Origin of the sequence: Thermococcus profundus, from assembly GCF_002214585.1 — an archaeon.
GTDB classification, from domain to species: Archaea; Methanobacteriota_B; Thermococci; order Thermococcales; family Thermococcaceae; genus Thermococcus; species Thermococcus profundus.
The window spans coordinates 985101-1001864 of the sequence record NZ_CP014862.1 but is presented as its reverse complement, the minus strand read 5'-3'; the positions used below and the strand labels follow the sequence as shown (position 1 = coordinate 1001864).

Annotated in this window: 18 protein-coding genes; 8 read left to right on the top strand and 10 right to left on the bottom strand. The window is 53.3% G+C overall.

Annotation, left to right across the window (positions count from 1 at the left end):
• The first annotated feature begins 12 nt into the window (after nt 1-12).
• A complete protein-coding gene (gene truA, locus A3L09_RS05470; RefSeq protein ID WP_088857995.1) occupies nt 13-819 on the top strand; it encodes a tRNA pseudouridine(38-40) synthase TruA in 807 nt (268 codons plus the stop codon).
• Here the strand turns inward: truA and A3L09_RS05465 are convergent.
• Nucleotides 768-2165 (bottom strand): DEAD/DEAH box helicase, encoded by a 1398-nt coding sequence (locus tag A3L09_RS05465; protein WP_088857994.1) that lies wholly within the window; start codon nt 2163-2165, stop codon nt 768-770. The genes truA and A3L09_RS05465 overlap by 52 nt on opposite strands.
• Before the next feature lie 74 nt (nt 2166-2239).
• On the opposite strand from A3L09_RS05465, the gene A3L09_RS05460 reads away from it, so the two are divergent.
• Nucleotides 2240-3508, top strand: a complete 1269-nt coding sequence (locus A3L09_RS05460; protein WP_088857993.1) for a UbiD family decarboxylase — start codon at nt 2240-2242, stop codon at nt 3506-3508.
• Nucleotides 3509-3511: 3 nt separating this feature from the next.
• Here the strand turns inward: A3L09_RS05460 and A3L09_RS05455 are convergent, their stop codons facing one another.
• From A3L09_RS05455 to A3L09_RS05435, 5 genes are all read right to left on the bottom strand, one after another.
• A complete protein-coding gene (locus A3L09_RS05455) occupies nt 3512-4429 on the bottom strand; it encodes an ABC transporter ATP-binding protein (RefSeq protein WP_088857992.1) in 918 nt (305 codons plus the stop codon).
• 5 nt (nt 4430-4434) lie between these two features.
• Nucleotides 4435-5436, bottom strand: a complete 1002-nt coding sequence (locus A3L09_RS05450) for an ABC transporter permease subunit (protein WP_157727204.1) — start codon at nt 5434-5436, stop codon at nt 4435-4437.
• Between the two features lie 90 nt (nt 5437-5526).
• Nucleotides 5527-6411 carry an ABC transporter permease subunit gene (locus tag A3L09_RS05445; protein ID WP_157727203.1) on the bottom strand — a complete coding sequence of 295 codons (885 nt, stop codon included), beginning with the start codon at nt 6409-6411 and terminating at the stop codon, nt 5527-5529.
• 55 nt (nt 6412-6466) lie between these two features.
• A complete protein-coding gene (locus tag A3L09_RS05440) occupies nt 6467-7261 on the bottom strand; it encodes an N-glycosylase/DNA lyase (protein WP_088857989.1) in 795 nt (264 codons plus the stop codon).
• Nucleotides 7262-7265: 4 nt separating this feature from the next.
• The gene (locus A3L09_RS05435; protein ID WP_088857988.1) at nt 7266-8240 is read right to left on the bottom strand and encodes a beta-ribofuranosylaminobenzene 5'-phosphate synthase family protein; all 975 of its coding nucleotides are present in this window, start codon (nt 8238-8240) and stop codon (nt 7266-7268) included.
• Between the two features lie 66 nt (nt 8241-8306).
• Between A3L09_RS05435 and folP the strand changes: the two genes are divergently transcribed.
• Nucleotides 8307-9125, top strand: a complete 819-nt coding sequence (folP, locus tag A3L09_RS05430) for a dihydropteroate synthase (protein WP_088857987.1) — start codon at nt 8307-8309, stop codon at nt 9123-9125.
• Between the two features lie 10 nt (nt 9126-9135).
• On the opposite strand, the gene A3L09_RS05425 is transcribed toward folP, so the two are convergent.
• Genes A3L09_RS05425 through sppA form a run of 3 tightly spaced genes read right to left on the bottom strand, consistent with a single transcriptional unit; the run spans nt 9136 to nt 11576 of the window.
• Complete coding sequence (locus A3L09_RS05425) at nt 9136-10122, bottom strand: AI-2E family transporter (RefSeq protein WP_088857986.1); 987 nt, start codon at nt 10120-10122, stop codon at nt 9136-9138.
• On the bottom strand, nt 10112-10582 hold the full coding sequence (locus A3L09_RS05420; protein ID WP_088857985.1) for a PH1570 family protein: 471 nt from the start codon (nt 10580-10582) through the stop codon (nt 10112-10114). Before A3L09_RS05420 ends, A3L09_RS05425 begins: the two co-directional genes overlap by 11 nt.
• 4 nt (nt 10583-10586) lie before the next feature.
• Nucleotides 10587-11576, bottom strand: coding sequence for a signal peptide peptidase SppA (sppA, locus tag A3L09_RS05415; protein ID WP_088857984.1), 990 nt, complete (start codon nt 11574-11576; stop codon nt 10587-10589).
• A 95-nt stretch (nt 11577-11671) separates the two neighbouring features.
• Between sppA and A3L09_RS05410 the strand changes: the two genes are divergently transcribed.
• The 4 genes from A3L09_RS05410 to A3L09_RS05395 all read left to right on the top strand — a co-directional run bounded on the left by A3L09_RS05410 (nt 11672) and on the right by A3L09_RS05395 (nt 13520).
• Nucleotides 11672-12133, top strand: a complete 462-nt coding sequence (locus A3L09_RS05410; RefSeq protein WP_088857983.1) for a hypothetical protein — start codon at nt 11672-11674, stop codon at nt 12131-12133.
• A gap of 100 nt (nt 12134-12233) precedes the next feature.
• Nucleotides 12234-12485, top strand: coding sequence for a PQ-loop domain-containing transporter (locus tag A3L09_RS05405; protein WP_088857982.1), 252 nt, complete (start codon nt 12234-12236; stop codon nt 12483-12485).
• Between the two features lie 78 nt (nt 12486-12563).
• Entirely contained in the window at nt 12564-13211 is a 648-nt protein-coding gene (locus A3L09_RS05400; RefSeq protein WP_088857981.1) for a phosphoribosyltransferase, read from the top strand.
• 12 nt (nt 13212-13223) lie between these two features.
• Complete coding sequence (locus A3L09_RS05395) at nt 13224-13520, top strand: hypothetical protein (RefSeq protein WP_088857980.1); 297 nt, start codon at nt 13224-13226, stop codon at nt 13518-13520.
• 16 nt (nt 13521-13536) lie between these two features.
• On the opposite strand, the gene A3L09_RS05390 is transcribed toward A3L09_RS05395, so the two are convergent.
• Nucleotides 13537-15672, bottom strand: coding sequence for a CGP-CTERM sorting domain-containing protein (locus A3L09_RS05390; RefSeq protein WP_232473593.1), 2136 nt, complete (start codon nt 15670-15672; stop codon nt 13537-13539).
• Nucleotides 15673-15768: 96 nt separating this feature from the next.
• On the opposite strand from A3L09_RS05390, the gene A3L09_RS05385 reads away from it, so the two are divergent.
• On the top strand, nt 15769-16752 hold the full coding sequence (locus A3L09_RS05385) for a metal ABC transporter solute-binding protein, Zn/Mn family (RefSeq protein WP_088857979.1): 984 nt from the start codon (nt 15769-15771) through the stop codon (nt 16750-16752).
• Nucleotides 16753-16764 lie beyond the last annotated feature (12 nt).

Here is a 16764-nt window from a genome sequence, read left to right as displayed (position 1 = left end):
CCGGGTGATACGATGAGGATTGCCCTCCGCGTGGCCTACGATGGGACCGCCTTCTACGGCTTTCAGAGACAGCCGGGGCTCAGAACGGTTGAAGGGGAGATAATTCGAGTTCTTCAAAAGCTGGGGATCATAGAGGATCCTCCGACCTCGAACTTCAAAGGTGCCTCAAGGACTGATAGAGGCGTTTCTGCCTTCTTCAACGTGGTTTCCTTCGATCCAGTACCGGAAAAAGCCTACCTTGCCAAACCGGAGGTGTTGAACTACCATCTGAAGGACGTCTGGGTTCTGGGGTGGACGGAGGTTCCCGACGATTTCCACCCTCGGTTTTGGGCAAAGTCGAAGACCTACCGCTACTACCTTGTGGACAGGGGTTTTGATCCCAATGCAATGCCGGAATGTGCCCGGCTCTTTGTGGGAACCCACGACTTCTCCGCCTTTGCAAAGCTCGAACCCGGAAAAGAGCCCATCCGTGAGATCACCTCGGTGGAGATCATCCCCCGAAGCGGATACTACATAGTTGAGGTTACAGGAAAATCCTTCCTCTGGGAGATGGTGAGGAGGATAGTGAACTCCATTTCCCTCTGCGGGCTCGGCCTCCTGACCCCAGAGGAAGTCTCGGGAATGCTCTCCGGAAGATTCGACCGAAAGATTCCCCCCGCTCCCCCTGAAAACCTCGTCCTCTGGAGAATCGACTACGAAGGGATCGAGTTTGAAGCAGATGAAAGGGGAGTAAGGGAATTCAAAAAAGCCGTCTTCTCGCGCTACGCTCACGCTCTAGCGCGCGCCGCCTTCCTGGGAGACTGGCTTATCTCCCTGTAAACTTTCTCGGCCTCGCTGTCGTAGTACTTCCCGTAGTACTGCTTAAGCGCCTTCTGCCTCTCTATGAAGTGAGTGAAGAGTAGCGGGTCGTCGTCTTCTACGTCCACTATAACAGCCTTCATACCTTTTTTGGGTCTCAAAGCTCTTCCTATGGTCTGGATCGTCATTATGTCGCTCTTCCCACCGCCGGCAAGGATTATAGCTGAGATTTCAGGTATGTCAACACCCTCCTTGAGCAGCGTCGAGATCAAAACGGGTATCTTTCCCTCCTTGAACTCCTCAAGTATTTCCCACCGATTGGGGCTCTGGGAGCTCAGGAATTCCGCCCTTATTCCCTTCTTCTCGAGCATCTCCTTGAGGATCTTGCCATGCTCAAGCCTCCTAACGTCTATTAGGACCCTATGTCCTTTCCTGGCTAGTTCCGCCGCCTTTTCCACGATGGCCCTGTTCCTGGGCTCGTTGTTCATCACCACGTCTTCGTAGAGCTCTTTGTACCTTTCGCTGAAAGAGGGCATCTCCGACTCGTAGTGGATTATCTCAAAGCGCGGTCTGGATAGAAACTTCTCCTTTATGAGGTCCTCCGCCCTGGCCTCGTAGATTATCGGCCCGACAACGGCCTCGATCTTTATCTCCTCCCCCCTAACCCGCCTCCAGGGGGTCGCCGAGAGGCCGAACCTGTAGACCTGGGGGAGGGAAAGGCCCAGCTTGTAGAACTTCTCCGCGGCAGAGGTTCTGTGACACTCATCGAAGATCACAACGCCGTACTTCCCCTGAAGCTTGTCTGCACCCCTGGAGAGAAGGGTCTGTATCATAGCTACGGTTACAGGGCCTTCCTTCCACTTGTTGTCGCCGATAATCCCCGCCTCGATGCCGAGGACTTCGTTCACCTTGTCCGCCCACTGGTAGAGAAGCTCCTTGGTGTGAACCACGATGAGGGCTGAGAGATTGAGCCGGTTTATTATTCCGAGGCCCACTATGGTCTTTCCGCTTCCCACCGGCAGGGCGAGGACTCCCATCTTCTCCCGCAAGGCTTTTTTGACTGCCCTCTCCTGGTACCTCCTGAGCTTATAGTTGGGGTTCCAGAGGGAGTCCAGCTCTTCGCCCATAACCCGGCGCTCGTCCTTTATCCTAACCCTATACCCTTTGGAGTTCAGAAACTTCTTCACTCTAGGAATAAGGCCGACTGGAAAACTATTGGTATAGGGGTCGTAGAGGCTCTCCGGCTTCTCCCATTTCCCATAGTCCTTCTTGTAGGTTAGAAGATCGTAGATCTTGAAGTAAACCTTCGGCTCGGCCTTTTCGACGTACACCCTTGTTGACCTATCCGGGATCCGCATGGTGACCATAGACATAGCCAGTCAAAGTGGAGGTAGATGAAAAGGGATTTATAGGTTTTTTGGAAACCTAAAGTGGTGATAAAATGCTGGAGGAGATACTGAACTCCCTTGGGGAAAGCGTCGTTAGGATATACGAGCCTGTGGAAAAGGAGCTGGAGATAACGAGGTACCTCCTCAAGTATCGCACGAGGCCCGTTCTCTTTGAGGACGTTGAGGGAGGAAGGGTCGCCGGAAACATCTGGAGCACCCGAGAGAGGATAGCGGAGTTCCTCGGTGTTAAGCGGGAGGATCTTCTCCACTTCATCGCCGATGCTATGGAAAGCCCTTCACCATACAAAACCGTTGAGAGTGCACCGTTCCTGGAGAATTCCACGAGAGACTTCTCGCTTAAAGAACTGCCGATTCCGAAGTACTATCCGAAGGACGGCGGACAGTACTTTACCTCCGCTATGGTTATAGCCAAGGACGATGATGGTTTCGTCAACATGTCATTTCACAGGATAATGGTGAGGGATGAAAAAACTGCCGCCATAAGGCTCGTCCCAAGGCATCTCTACGCCATGTGGAAGGAGAAAGCCGAGCTGGGGGAGGAGCTGGAAGTCAGGATAGTGGTGGGCAACCCGATACACCTTCTCCTAGCGGGGGCAGTTAGCACCGCCTACGGAATCAGCGAGCTTGAGATAGCGTCGAGGATGAGTGAGAAGGCCTTCGGAAGGCCGCTTGAGGTAGTTGACCTCGGGGGGATCCCGGTTCCTGTTGAGAGCGAGTTCGTATTCGAGGCTAAGATAACCCCCGAGCTCGTCGATGAGGGACCGTTCGTCGACATAACCGGAACCTACGACTACGTGAGAAAGCAACCACTGGTGGTCTTTGAGAGGATGTATCACGTGGACAACCCGATTTTCCATGCTCTCCTTCCGGGCGGCTACGAGCACTTCATGCTGATGGGCCTTCCGAAGGAGCCCCAGATATATGCCAGCGTTAAAAAAGTAGTGCCAAAGGTTCACGGCGTCCGCTTAACCGAGGGAGGGGCAATGTGGCTCCACGCGGTAGTTTCGATCACCAAACAGCACGACGGAGACGGCAAGAACGCGATCCTCGCCGCCTTCGTTGGACACCCCAGCTTAAAGCACGTCGTTGTCGTTGATGATGATATAAACATCTACGACGACAGGGAAGTTGAATGGGCCATAGCGACGCGCTTCCAGGCCGACAGGGATCTGGTTATCGTCCCCAACGCCAGGGGAAGCTCCTTAGACCCCTCGGCGACTAAAAGCCTCACGGCGAAGTGGGGCATCGACGCTACAAAACCGCTCGAGGGAAAAGAAGAGTTTGAGAGGGCAAAGGTTTAGCCCTCACTCCACCATTTTCAGGAAGATCTCCTCCAGGCTGGGGACCCTAACCATGAGCTGGAGAATCTTGGCTCCTTGACTCCAAACGATTTCGTTTATCTTCGGCCTGATATCTCCGGAAGCCTTTATCTTGTACTTGGTTGGGCTGACCTGTTCGATCTTCCAGTCGGTCATGTCGAATCTCACCGGTTTGTCAGTCTCAAGCAGGATCAGGTAGCCGGCCTTCTTTAGGAAGCTCTGTTTTATGCTGTCGATGCTGTCCTCAACGCGGAGTTTTCCCTTTACTATGACCCCAACGGTGTCGCAGACCTCCTCAACGTGGGCGAGGATGTGTGAGGAGAAGAACACGGTCTTGCCCTCTCTCTTCTGCTCCCTGATTATGTCCTTGAACTCCGCTATTCCCCTTGGATCGAGGCCCGTCATCGGCTCGTCAAGAATGAGGAGCTCGGGGTCGTTTATCAAGGCCTGGGCCAGGAGGACCCTCTGCCTCATTCCCTTTGAGAACTTGCCGATCTTCTTGTCCCTGACCTCCCAGAGGTTCAGCATCTCCAAGAGTTCCCTGGCCCTTCTTTCCCTCTCCGATTTCGGCATGCCGAACGACTCCCCAATTATGCTGAGGGTTTGCATAGGAGTCAGGAAGTCCCAGAGGGTAGCGTGCTCCGGCATGTAGCCGATGTTTTTCTTGACCTTCACCAAGGTACTCTCACGATAGCTTCCGTTTCTGAAGACCTCCTCACCGAGAAGTTTTATGGTTCCTCCCTGCGGACGGATGAGACCGAGGGTGCTCAGTATAGTTGTGCTCTTCCCGGCACCGTTGGGGCCAAGGAAGCCATAGATCTGACCCTTCTTAACGGTGAGGGTGAGGCCGTTGAGGGCCTGAACGTCGCGGTACTTCTTCACCAGGTTCTCTATCTCTATCATCCCCATCACCTCAAATCCATGCGGAGGAAGCGGATCAGGGCGAGCCCCGTGTAGAGAACCGCCATCCCAACGACGATCAGAAAGTTCGTCATGCTCTTGTTTATGGCGTAGATCAGGCCTCCGTACCTAGGCTCGCACGTGCAGGTTGTATAGTACCTGTAGTTCCCCTCAATGTGAGACTCCTCGTAACTGCTGTATTCACATTTCTCCACCTTTGTTTTATTGATGGTCTCGTCCTTGTAGGTCGTTAAATCAACGCGTCTGACGATCTTGTAGCACTCCTGGTGTTCATGATCCTCGACCTCGTTCATGATGATCTTGAGCTGGGTGGTGGGCTCAAAGAACAGGTACTTTGTGGCGTAGTCCTTGTACACCTCCTCAAATCCCTTGTTCTGGTGATCCGCGGAGGTCATTGCCATGTACCCAACTACGCTCGGCATTATGAGGGATATGACGAAGAAGAGGACCAGGGCCAGTCCGAGGGCGCTGGTGGATGACTTGACAACGGTCGATATGAGGTAGCCGAGGAGCAGGAGCTGGCTGAGGCCCACTAAAAGGAGCAGGTTGAGCAGGATTACCTCCCTCACCACCGTGCCGTTGACGGGCGCACCGATTGCCATGAAGCCAACTATGCCAACGAGCGCGGAGATCAGGAGGGCTATTAGGAGCGTGGTTATCTGGGCCAGCATTTTGCCGGTTATGTAGCCCAGCCTCGAAACGGGCTTGCTCATTGCCACTCTGAGGGTTCCCTTCTCTATCTCCGAGTTTATGGCGGTTGCGCCCATCAGGAGGGCAAGAATCGCTATAAAAAACGTCGCCATTCCACCGAGGAACTGGATAATGCCCGTAATGAACTCCCCGGTTGTCATAGTGCCAATGTCGCTGTCCTGCCGTATTATGTAGAAGAACGGCACGTAGAGGAGCATCATTATCACTATCGTGGCGATGAACTTCTTGCTCCTGAGGCTCTGCTTGAATTCCAGTTTAAATCCCCACAACAACGCCAACACCTCCAAAGGTTTCACTGCGGTTTATTAATGGCAGTATAAAAATATTTTGCTTGTTAGATTAGTGAGAAAGCAAGATCACGATGGGACTCAGCGGTATTCAGGATTCTTCTTTGATGACCTATAAACTCGAAAGGCTGCAGGACATAGGTAGATCACCGACATTACAAGCAAGTTTGCTATGTTGTATATCCCCTTACGCAGGGCGAATGACATTCCGATATACTTTTCACCTCCTTCCCATGCCCCTGAGATTATCTCCGACATCTGAAGATTCGGCTCAAAGAAAAGATAACGAGTAACTAACGTTCTAACCTCCGCATCCACGATCCGCGGGTCTTTAACCAGCTCTCCCATCGGGGCGTAGGTCAGGTAGAGCATAAACTCCACGGCCATTGGGACTGTAACAAAGATTACGTACATGGCCACCAGGGCCAAGATCAGAGGAGTGGAGGTTTCTGAGGAAACAGTTGAAAGGAGATAACCCAGCGCGAGGAGTTGTATGACCATGAGGGAGAACACCATTCCCTCCAGGAGCACATCTTTGAGCAGAACACGACTGGAGGGGGCCCCAACGTAGATAAGGAGCACGGCATCAATGAGAACCGAGATTATTGAAGCAACGGAGAAGAGAACGGCATGACCTACAAACTTGCCCAGAAAATACCGGAGATCAACAACTGATGATTCACCTGCCTTTTTTCTGAGCTCATCCCTTATGGCGTTTGCTCCCACTAGAATAACAAGAAAGAGGAACAAAACCTCCGCCTGAGCCGAAAGTTCCAGGGGCAGTGGGGGATTAACGTTTTCAGCGATGATCTTCACCACGTATCCGTTTTCCCGGAGGGGAAGCCTCTTACCAGCTTTGAAAATAAAGAACGATGGAATCATCGCAGTTCCAAACGCCAGCAGGATAGTCCACCGCTGAAAGCTTCGCTTGAATCCTTTGATAAATTCACTGGACAGGGAGACCACCCACCTTAATAAGATCAGTAGTATTTAAAATTTCCGACTAGACAAATAAAGAAGTTCAAAGCTTAGTGAGTTCAAGGATGAGCTTTGCCCGCTCCCCACAGTGCCTCTCAAGCCTCCTGAGAACTTCCTTCTTCCCTCCCAGAACGGGCCACAGGATCGAATCTATGTGAAGCGGTGGAATTTCTGTCTCCCTGGCAATTCTAGCCCAGAAAAGAACAGGTTTTTCATCCGTAAACCTCCTCGTGTAGGCGTTTATCCTGACGTCGTCTGGGATTTCAATTTCTATGGTGTACGGTACGAATTCGCCAAAGGCTATTCTGCCGGCGTAGCCGAACATCTTGACGGCAAAGACGATGGTTTTCGCGCTCTTTTTCGATCCAAGAGTTCTTGCAATGTCATCCCTGAGCTTCACCATTCCCCTCGTGTAGTACTCTCTCAACTCGTCGAGGGAGAGGGAGGTAAGGAATGGTTCGAGCTTTTTGAGCCTCCCGATTTTCCCAGCCACGAGCCGCCTGTTTGTTCTGGAACTGGATAAAAATTCCGAGTAGGCCTTCCATATCTCCCCTTCAGGGGGTTTCCCCGAGAAATACCTCGAAAACTCCCACCACCAGTCTTCCCCCTTCCCGCTGAGCTGGTAGCTCACCACCGAGTTCGCCAGAACGAGCTTTAGGAACAGCTCATCGTTTCCAAGGTTTTTATGAAGGTTCCTCAGCGCATCAAACTGGAGGTCAACCCTCTCCTCAATCCTTCTGGCGCAGTCCACACCAAGCTCCGAGAGTACCTCCTTCAGGCGGGATACCTTTTCGCGATTCTCCTTTGGCGTGAAGTTAATGAAGCGATCGAGGGTCATCTCATCACCCCGACGAGACAGACTTTATCAGCCTCTCCAGGAACGCGTTCTCGTTCACAACCTCTGCTCCGGTGTTTTGGGGCATTCCCACCTCGACGCTTCCTTTTATCCCGTGCTCCCTCAGGTAATCCCTGGCTTCCTCCGCGAGCTCTTCCCCCCCGTCCCTCAGAATGAGGCCGTAAACAGTCGGTCCCCAGCTGCTCTGGCCGTAGCCGTAGGTCTTCTCCGTGAGAAAGTCTATAATCGGCTTGACGTCCTCCCTGAATTCCCCACCCTGGTGGCTTCCGAAGTGCCTCCCGACGAGCCTCTGAATAGCGGTTAGGTGCCTCCCGAAGTCCCTGATGTTCCTCTCGATGAGGGCAGGCAGAAGGCCCAGAAGAATCCTGTGGCTTATTTCCCTAGCCGCGAGAGGATCTCCCCCAACGGAGCTCATTATGGGCTGTTCCTCCCTTTCATCAAAGCCGGGTTTGAGCTCTGGGGTTACCAGCAAAAACGCCCAGCTCTCCGGGAAGTCGTGCCTCACTATCAGCGGGGGGACATTCCTTCCAGAGACCCCGCCGTCGATGACGAGGCCGCCGCTTTTGAAGGTGTAAATACCCGCTCCGCTGTTCCTTCCCCTCCCGAGCACCTCCGCTATTCTCTCCGTGCTGACTTTAAGCCCATTAAGCTTCGCCACCGCCGTTCCAACGGCGAGGGAAAGCTGCGTTGTCGAGCCGAGTCCCACGTGCCTCGGAAGGGCCCTGAGAACCTCTATGGAGTACCCGGTCCCAGTTTCAAACGCCCCGTTCATGGCCTTCAGGACTTCCACTATCGTCTCCTCGTCCTCCTTCGGGGCGTTTATTCTCAGCTCATCGCTTGGGGTTACCTTGACTTCGTACCCTCCCGATAGAGCGACTCCCATGGCACCGAATCGCCTTCCCAGTTCTCCTGATGGATCAATTAAACCCAGATGAAGCCTCTTTGGAGTGCGGATTATCATGAACACCACCTCCCGATTTTAGGAAAAGCCCTTTTATATCACTTCCCTAATGGGTGCGGTGGTGGTATGAAATTCGCGGGAATCGAGCTGAGCGAACCGAGGATAATGGGCGTCATCAACGTCTCGCCGGAGAGCTTCTACAAAGGGAGCGTCCGAAACAATGAGGAGAAGCTCGTTGAGGCGGCCGTTAAGATGGTGGAGGATGGTGCTTCCTTTATAGACATAGGAGCAAAGTCCACCGCTCCCTACCTCGAAACCCAGATCCCCGTCGAGGAAGAGATAAGAAGGGCCGTCTGGGCGGTGAAGACCGTTAGGGATCACGTTGATGTCCCGATAAGCATCGACACGACCAATGCAAGAGTTGCAGAGGAGGCCATCAAGGCAGGGGCCGATGTTATAAACGACGTGACCGGCCTTAAGGGCGATCCGAGGATGGCGGAAGTTGCAGCTGACTACGACGTTCCAGTTGTCCTCTGTGCTCATGGCGAAGTTAGGGACTTCAGCGACCCGGTGCATACTGTCCTGGATCTCCTCAAGGAGAGCCTGGTTATCGCGGAGAAGGCCGGGATCGATGATATCGCGGTCGACCCGGCGATAGGCTTCCTCCGTCCGGAGTGGCCCCCCTGGTACGAGTGGGACTCAAAGATACTAGCTAATCTAAACTTGCTTAAGATGCTGGGAAGGCCCATACTCATCGGTGTCTCGCGGAAATCTTTCATCGGGGCGATAACCGGCAGAAAAGACCCCTCTGAGAGGTTCCCAGGAAGTCTAGCGGCAACGGCGATAGCCGTTTTCAACGGGGCTCATATAGTTAGAACCCACGATGTTAAAGAAACCCTAGATGCGGTTAAGATGGCCGCGTTCCTTAAGCGGTTCCGACCGTGACGCTCTTTCATTATTCAACGCTGCTCTTCCACTCTTCTATTACCGTCGCGAGGAGACCGAGGGAAACCGGTCCGATTATTATGCCGACTAGTCCGAAGGCCCAGAGCCCTCCGAAGATGCCGAGGAGCGAGATGAGGGCGTTCAGGCCTTTCCTTTTGATGGTCATCTTTGGGGCAAGGAAGAGATCGGGGAAGGGTGAGATGAAGACGACCGAGTAGATTACAAATATCAGCGCCAGTGCAATGTGGGATGAGCGAACGAGGTATACCACCCCTGGAACCCACACCAACCAGCCTCCTATGAGGGGGAGGAGTTCTATGAAAACGGTGAGGATCCCGAGGGCGATTGCCCCGCTCACCTGTGCTATCCCGAAGGCCCAGAACCCGAGGGCGGTGAAGGCACCTTTTATGGCACTCAGGGTGAGCCAGCTTTTCAGAAGGGTGTCTAGGGTGTATTTGGCGGCCTCGATGAGCCTCACACCGAACTCCTTCCTATGAGGAGGCAGCAGGGCGTAGAGTTCCTTTCTGATTTCCTCCGCGTTTATGAGGGCGCCGTAGTAAACGAAAAGCATGACGAAGATCTCAAGGGTCAGCTTCGGGATCGAGTACGTGTAGCTTGTTATATAAGCCTCGATCCTCGTGCTGACCCCTTCCGTTATGGCCGTTAGAACCTCGTTCACCTTTGGGGAGGAGACGGTTACCGACTGGAGCCAGCTGAAAAAGATCTCCATGTACCTTACAATCTGGTACTTGACGTCGTTTATCCAGAGGACAAAGCCGAGGAGAAATAGAAAAGAAAGGACTGCCAGTATGGAAGCGAGGAGAAAGGCGGATTTCCTTCTTCCAATTTTCTCTGAGAGGCCCTCGTGGAAGGGGTAAGTAACGTATGCTATCGTAAGGGCCAGGAGTATGGGTGAGATGACGGGCCGTACAACTAGCCAGACCAGATACAGAACGACGGCCGATATAACTGCCCATGCGAGGGTTTCATTTCTCATCGAGCATCCCCAGATACTTTAACAGAAGCTCTCCCGCCCCAGGTTTGTTGAACACGAAGAGAACCCCTCTCCCCTCGTCCAGGACGAAGTCCTTTCCGACGGCTAGGTAGCCGCTCTTGAACTTATGGACGGTTGCCCTCTCCAGATCGGGTTTAAGGGGGGCGCTTATCTCGCCCAGCGCTTTTTCAAGCCTGCTCTTAACGCTCTGGTTCATGAACTTTATCGGGTTCGGCCTGAACTCCTCGGCTCTTATCCCTTCGGCGTCCAGTGCCAGCCCCCAGAACTCCTTGGCGCACTCGAAGGGATAGACGTAGGCCTCGCCGTACTCGGGGAGGTAGAGCTCCCTTATAACCGCCAGCAGGACTTTCCTCGCGTCCCTCCCGTAAAACTCGATCCGCAGGTTGAACTTTCCGTCCTCGAAACCGTTCTCGAAGACCTCAAGCTTCTCCTCGCAGAGCATTCCATCACCCCCTCAGAGCGAGGTACCTTGGATCCAGGTAGAGGGCGGCATCCCCCATGACGCCAAGGGAGTAGCTGTGGGTTGGGGAGTCGTACATTTTAACCTCTGCACCCTCCACACCCATAAGCTTTTCGAGTTCGTGAATGGCTGTTTGGAGGTTGCCCGTGTCGTCCACGAGGGTTCCGTTAACGTCCGTGGCGAACCACGTCTCCCCGGTCGCGTACTTTTTCGTCTCGTTGATCGTCATGTTCCGTCCCATGCCCACGGCGCTCAGGAAGCTCTGGAAGTAGACGTCTATCATCCCCCTGATTTTGTTCCTCTCCTCCTCCGTCAGGGCCCTCCACTCTGCGCCCATGTCCTTGTGGGGCCCGGTTTTGAAAACGTCAACATCTATACCGTTCATCGCGTAGTTCTTCTTCATGTTGTAGTGGACGTAGATGACCCCGATGCTTCCGACCTCCGCCAGCGGATCCGCTATTATCCTATCCGAGGCGACGGCTATGTAGTATCCCCCAGAGGCGGCCATACCCCCTGTGTACGCCACGACGGGCTTTCTGGACCTGACTACAAGGACCTCCTGGTATATCTCCCTCACCGCCCCAACGTCTCCTCCGGGGCTCTCAATCCAAAGGAGTATCCCCCCGATCGATTTGTCCTTTCCAACCTCCTCCAGAGTGGAAATTGTGTCGAGGGCAGTTTGCTCGTCTATTACCCCAAAAATCGGGACGACGGCGATGGTGACGTTGGTGCCATTTATTCTCTCCCTCTCCAGCATCATGGCTTGAATCTGTGCTTCCAGCTCTCCAATCCTTGCATTTAAGGCAGTTTCAAGGGTCTTGTTTCCAACGGTTACTTCGGTTTTACATGTGGCGTTTCCGGGGATATAACCCTGTATGCTCTGATTCTGAAGGTAGAGGATGGTGGTTGAGGTTACAAAGACTCCAAGAACGAGCACAAGGATGAACGTGAGGTACTTCCAGACTTCATTTCTCACTTCCGCTCACCCGAGTTAATAGGGCCTGCTTTCTTTTAAAGTTGCCGACCGGGAGTTTTAAAACCTCTTTGGCGTAGGAATTAAGGGGAAGAACCATGCAGGTGTGGTACCGCTCGCGGGCTCTCTACGATACAGTAATGAGGCTCCTTAACTCCGGTCGCTATTCAGAGGCCATCGATATGGCCGGCGAGATACCCGACGACAAAGTCAAGGCAAAGGCCCTCTCCAAGATAGCCGTTCAGCTTGCAAGAGAGGGAAGGGATTACTCAAAGGCCGTTGAGATGGCAGTCAACGTCACCTCAGATCTCCCCCTGGGAGACGCCACCAAGATCCTCATGGCCCTCGCGTTTGACTTCCTCTCCCTCGGCCTTCACGATGAAGCTTTGAAGGTGGCCGAGTTCATCCGGGATCTCCCCAACCGTTCGAAGATACAGGCGGAGGTTGCCCTCGATCTTGCTAGGAGGGGCAACGTCTCCGAGGCGATGAGGATAATCAACGACATATTGGACGATGACGTTAAGACCTGGGCAATGTCCCGGATGGCGACGACGGTTTAGTCTCAATCTGTCAATCCAAGCCCCTTTCCAGAACTTTTTTGAGCCTTTTAAGTCCACAACGTTTTTTAGTGCCTCCAGAGCGGAGCTAGGGGGTGAGAGAATGACACCAGCGGAGATACTCGGACTCATCGGAATGCTGCTCCTCGTTGGCTCGTGGGTTCCGCAGACGGTAGAGACGATAAAGAAGAAGGAGTGCCCCCTGAACATGGGGTTCATCCTGATATACTTCACGGCCTCAGTTCTATTGACGATATACGCCTACGCGGGGAGGGACTGGATATTCACGACGCTCAACGGGCTCGCCGCGTTCCAGAGCGGTATAAACCTCTACGTGAAGCTCTTCGGGAAGTGAACCCTTTTTCATTTTCATGTCAAAACCTGCCAAAAGGCTTAAATATATCGTCACCCCCGCTTCGTTAAGGGAAATCCAATGAAGAAGTTTCCGGCTTATCTGGCTTCTTGGGAAGACATAGAGAAGTGGGCGAAGGAAGGCGCCTGGAAGGTTCTCGAAGATGAATGGAAGCCCGACGTTGTGGTTGGGCTTGCAAGGGGCGGCTGGGTAGCCGCGAGGCTCTACTGCGACTACCTGGGCGTTAAGGACCTCGTCAGCCTCAAGGTGGAGCACTGGGGAGTCACAGCTACCCCCGATGGAAAGGCGAAGCTGAAGTACGGCAGCAACTACGACCTGAGCGGCAAGAAGGTCCTAATAGTCGACGACATCAGCGACACCGGCGAGAGCCTCACGCTGGCTAAAAACTACGTCGAGAGTCAGAAACCCGCGGAGGTCAAAGCTGCGACGCTCCTCACGATAAAGGGCTCGCGCTTCAAACCGGACTATTACGGTGAGGAAATCGACTGGGCATGGATAGTGTTCCCATGGAACTTCGTTGAGGACATGATAAACCTCGTCAACAACCTCTTCGAGGAGAAGGACGCTCTAACCACAGATGAAATCCTCGACCTCTTCAAGGAGCTCCATGGAATCGACGTCCCAAGGGGGAGGCTTGACGAAGCCCTCAGGATGGCGGAGAAGAGGAACGTTTTTAAGCTCTCGGACGGCAAATGGCGCAAAGCCTGAGGGAGTGGTAGCTTGGACAGGGAGAAGAAGGTTGAGGAGATCAAGAACCACAGCGTCTATTCAAGGGAAATCTATGACATGCACAGCGAGAGCATCGACGAGGTGATAGATAACTACGAGGAGCTAAAGGAAAGCTACCTCAGCGACCACTCGCGGGCGAGAATCGTGAGGGTCGTTTTCAACGAGGACAACGGCCTTCCTTTGGCGATAGAGTTTAACAGAAAGGACGACAGCTTCAAGGGCTTCACGATAGCCATTGGAAAGCCCCACATAAAGAGCAACGGAAACGGAAAAAAAGAAAAGGAATAAGCTTTTCCACTTTTCCTCACCTTCTCCTTCTAATTAGAAGCGGAAAGAGAGCCAGAACGGCAATGGCCGCCGGCCCGCACATGTTTTCGTCCGTCACGGTAGTTCTCAAAGTCTTCGCCGGGCTCGTGGTTTGACTTTTAGATGGCGAGGTCGTGGAGGTTGTTGTGGTTGATGCAGCTGTTGACGTGGTAGTTGTGCTGGTCGTGGTGGTCGTTTCGGGGGCCGTGGTAGTGACGGTCCTGACGGTTGTTGTAGTCGTTGTGGTTGTCTGCGGGCTTAATAGAAGGGTTGCGTTGAACGACTCGCTGAGCCTCTCCGCGAGGGGTTTGTTGTAGAACCCGACCTCAATGGCCCCGGGTGTCCATATCTCGTAGCTGCTCAGGTAGTACGTGGGGTTTTTGAAAAGCTGAATCAGGTTTTCGTCCGTTCCCGATATCCAGACGACGTAATGGTCCGTGTTGTATGGGTTTACGGACGCCATCAAAAGGGCAGCCTCCTCAACCTCCTTTAGTCCACCCGCCGCGACGGAGGTGTTGCCGTAGACTGCTCTGAGGGGACTTTCCTCGTCAAGGAGGAGGAAGCTGGTGACGTTGTTCCCGCGGACTACTCTCCACTCCCCGCCGGCCTTCTCAAGCCGGACCGGGAAGTAGTCGTCGAAGATGTCAACGATCCTGTTGGTTGAAGGAGTTCCGATGAGTACAAGGTAAGAACTGAGGTCTGCAGGGGTAACGTTTACGTCGGGTTTGACGACAACATCGTCTATTCCGCCGCCCTTCCTGTAGAATTCCCTCAGGGTTTCCGCGACCTCATCAGCGAAGCTTTTGATGTTTTCCCTTTCAGTCGGGCTTAGATTTGCAGTTCCATAGATTACAACGACTCTATTACCCATCCACCCCCTATCGATAGCTCTTAAGGGTGTAACCGGCACCTCAAGGTTGTATACCTCTGTGACGTTTTCGGGGGATGCGAACTCCTCAAGGGATTCCAGCGCGCGAGGGACGCAGAGGGAGATGTTTTTGAGCTCTCCACTTTTAACTTCGAGTGCACAGCTCTGAATCTCGTTGTAAAGCCGCTCGATCCAGAACTCACCCCAGGCCTTCTGCATCTGCATCGCAAGGAGGGTGTAGTTGTGGTTGACGTGGCTTGTGGCATAGTCGGCCCAGGCGTCTGCGAAGCCCTCGTAAATCATCCCTATAGGATTCCAGAAGTGTAGGTCATATTTTGCCAGATACTCCATGTCTTCCGCTATAACGTCTTGGAGGTACTCGTACTCCTCGACGTTGGAGAGATAGAGGGCGGGAAGTGTGATATCGTGGCCAAGTTCGTGGTAAATAAACGTCAGATACAGCAGTTCGTCGAGGCCGGTGCTGTTTATGAGGTCCCTGTTGAGGGGGAGTCCCATCATGGTGTCGCGGGCGGTTTTGTAGCTCCACACAGTTCTCTGAGGCGTCCTCCTCACGAGCGGAAGGAAGCCCGCCGCTCCCCACACAGTCCTGTTGTTTTCCGTGTTCATCCAGTTGTGGCCGTGGATAGCCACTAAATACGGGTGAAGGAAGACGTACGTGACGTTGGAGACACCAGCGTACTCCTCCATGAACTCGTCAGGGGGGAGAAGGGAGAGTGCCCCTTTGTATACCCTCAGGTCTTCCATGTAGTAATCCTGATGAGTCCGGTAAAACTCCGTGAAGTTGGTTTCGTTGGCAAACTCTCTCAGGGCTGGCAGGAATTTGTTTTTGAACCAGTTAAGATAATCAAGATAATCCCCGGATGCATCTTCTTCCTCTTCAGACATCTTCAGCTCAGGAGGCTCCGAACAGAGCAGGAGGGTGGCCTCAATTGTAGCTAAGTACGCGTCCCTCTGATAAATGCTGTCGAAACGGGAGAGGTAGTCCTTAAGGACAATCACAGCCGTGGAGTTCCGATATTTTCCAAAATGGGCTTCCACTTCATTTATGTAGTCCCCTCTGTCTATCACAAAGGTGTCGTTGCCGAAAGCTAAGTAGTAGACTATTCCCAGAAGTTCCTCGTTCGGGTGTATCTGGACCTTTACATTCTCATCCACGTACACAGTGCCGCTCTCAACGGGCGCGGCGAGGGTTATGTTAATGCCAAGTATTGCCAGAATTATTATTGCAGCAAATACTTTCTTCATGTTATCACCGAGTAGGAATTGAAAAACTGAAGTTTTTATGTTTTTTGTGGAAGTCTTTTAAAGGGAGCCGGTTATGATGGGTTAGGGTGATCTAACATGCGCAGGGCGCTGATTACTGTGGCCGTTGTAATCGCTTTAAGCGGGCTCTTCATTCCGACGACAGAGGCATCGGAAAAGCCCCTGGTCGTCGCGAGCATAGGACCGATAGCCTCCATCGTGAGAGAGGCCTTTGGGGACTCGGTTGACGTGGTAACCCTAATTCCCCTCGGTGCCGATCCCCACGAGTATCAGCTCAGCGCTGAGCAGGTGAATCTCCTTCGGGGGGCCAGCGTGATAGTCACAACGGGCGGCCACCTCCCAGTTGAGGCTAAAATCGCAGAACTCAAGGAAGAAGGAGTTATAAAGGCGGAGGTGCTCCTGATAGATGATTACAGGGCCGAGGGCTTCCGCTATCTGCCCGAGAGATGGTACAACGACAAGGACAACCCCCACGGGGTCTGGCTTGATCCCGACAACGCCCTGGCGATAGCGAGGGCCACAGAGAAGGCGCTTGAAGGGGTCGATCCTGGCAACGCGGATAAATACAGAGCCGGGTTCGAGTCGTTCAGGGTGAAGGTGGAGGCCATAAAAGAGGCCTACGCTGGCTTTCTGGAGGGAAACAAGAGCGCCGTTGTGAACATGCCCCCTGTGCAGTACGCGGTGGAGTGGCTCGGGATAAAGGTGGTTGCATCGATAAAGCCTGAGGAAGAAGTACCGGCCCTGGGGGTTGATGATCTCCTTCCCACCGCCGAACGTTCTGACCTCGTCCTCTACTCCCTCCAGAGCCCGGAGCAGCTTAAGAAAGCCGCCTTCGAGCTCGCGGAAAAGAGCGGAAAGCCCACTGGGGGAGTTGTGGTCTTCTGGGAGGGTAAACCCTACACTGAGATCCTTAAGGAGAACACGGTGAGCGTTCTAAAAGCCGCCGGAGAGAAGGTGATCGTTCAGAAGAACTCCGGAGGCACAGATTCAGCCTATATCCTTTCAGCCCTCTTCGCCGGTCTGGCACTAGGAACGGCCCTTGGCTATATTTTGAAAAGTTGAAAAGGAACAAGA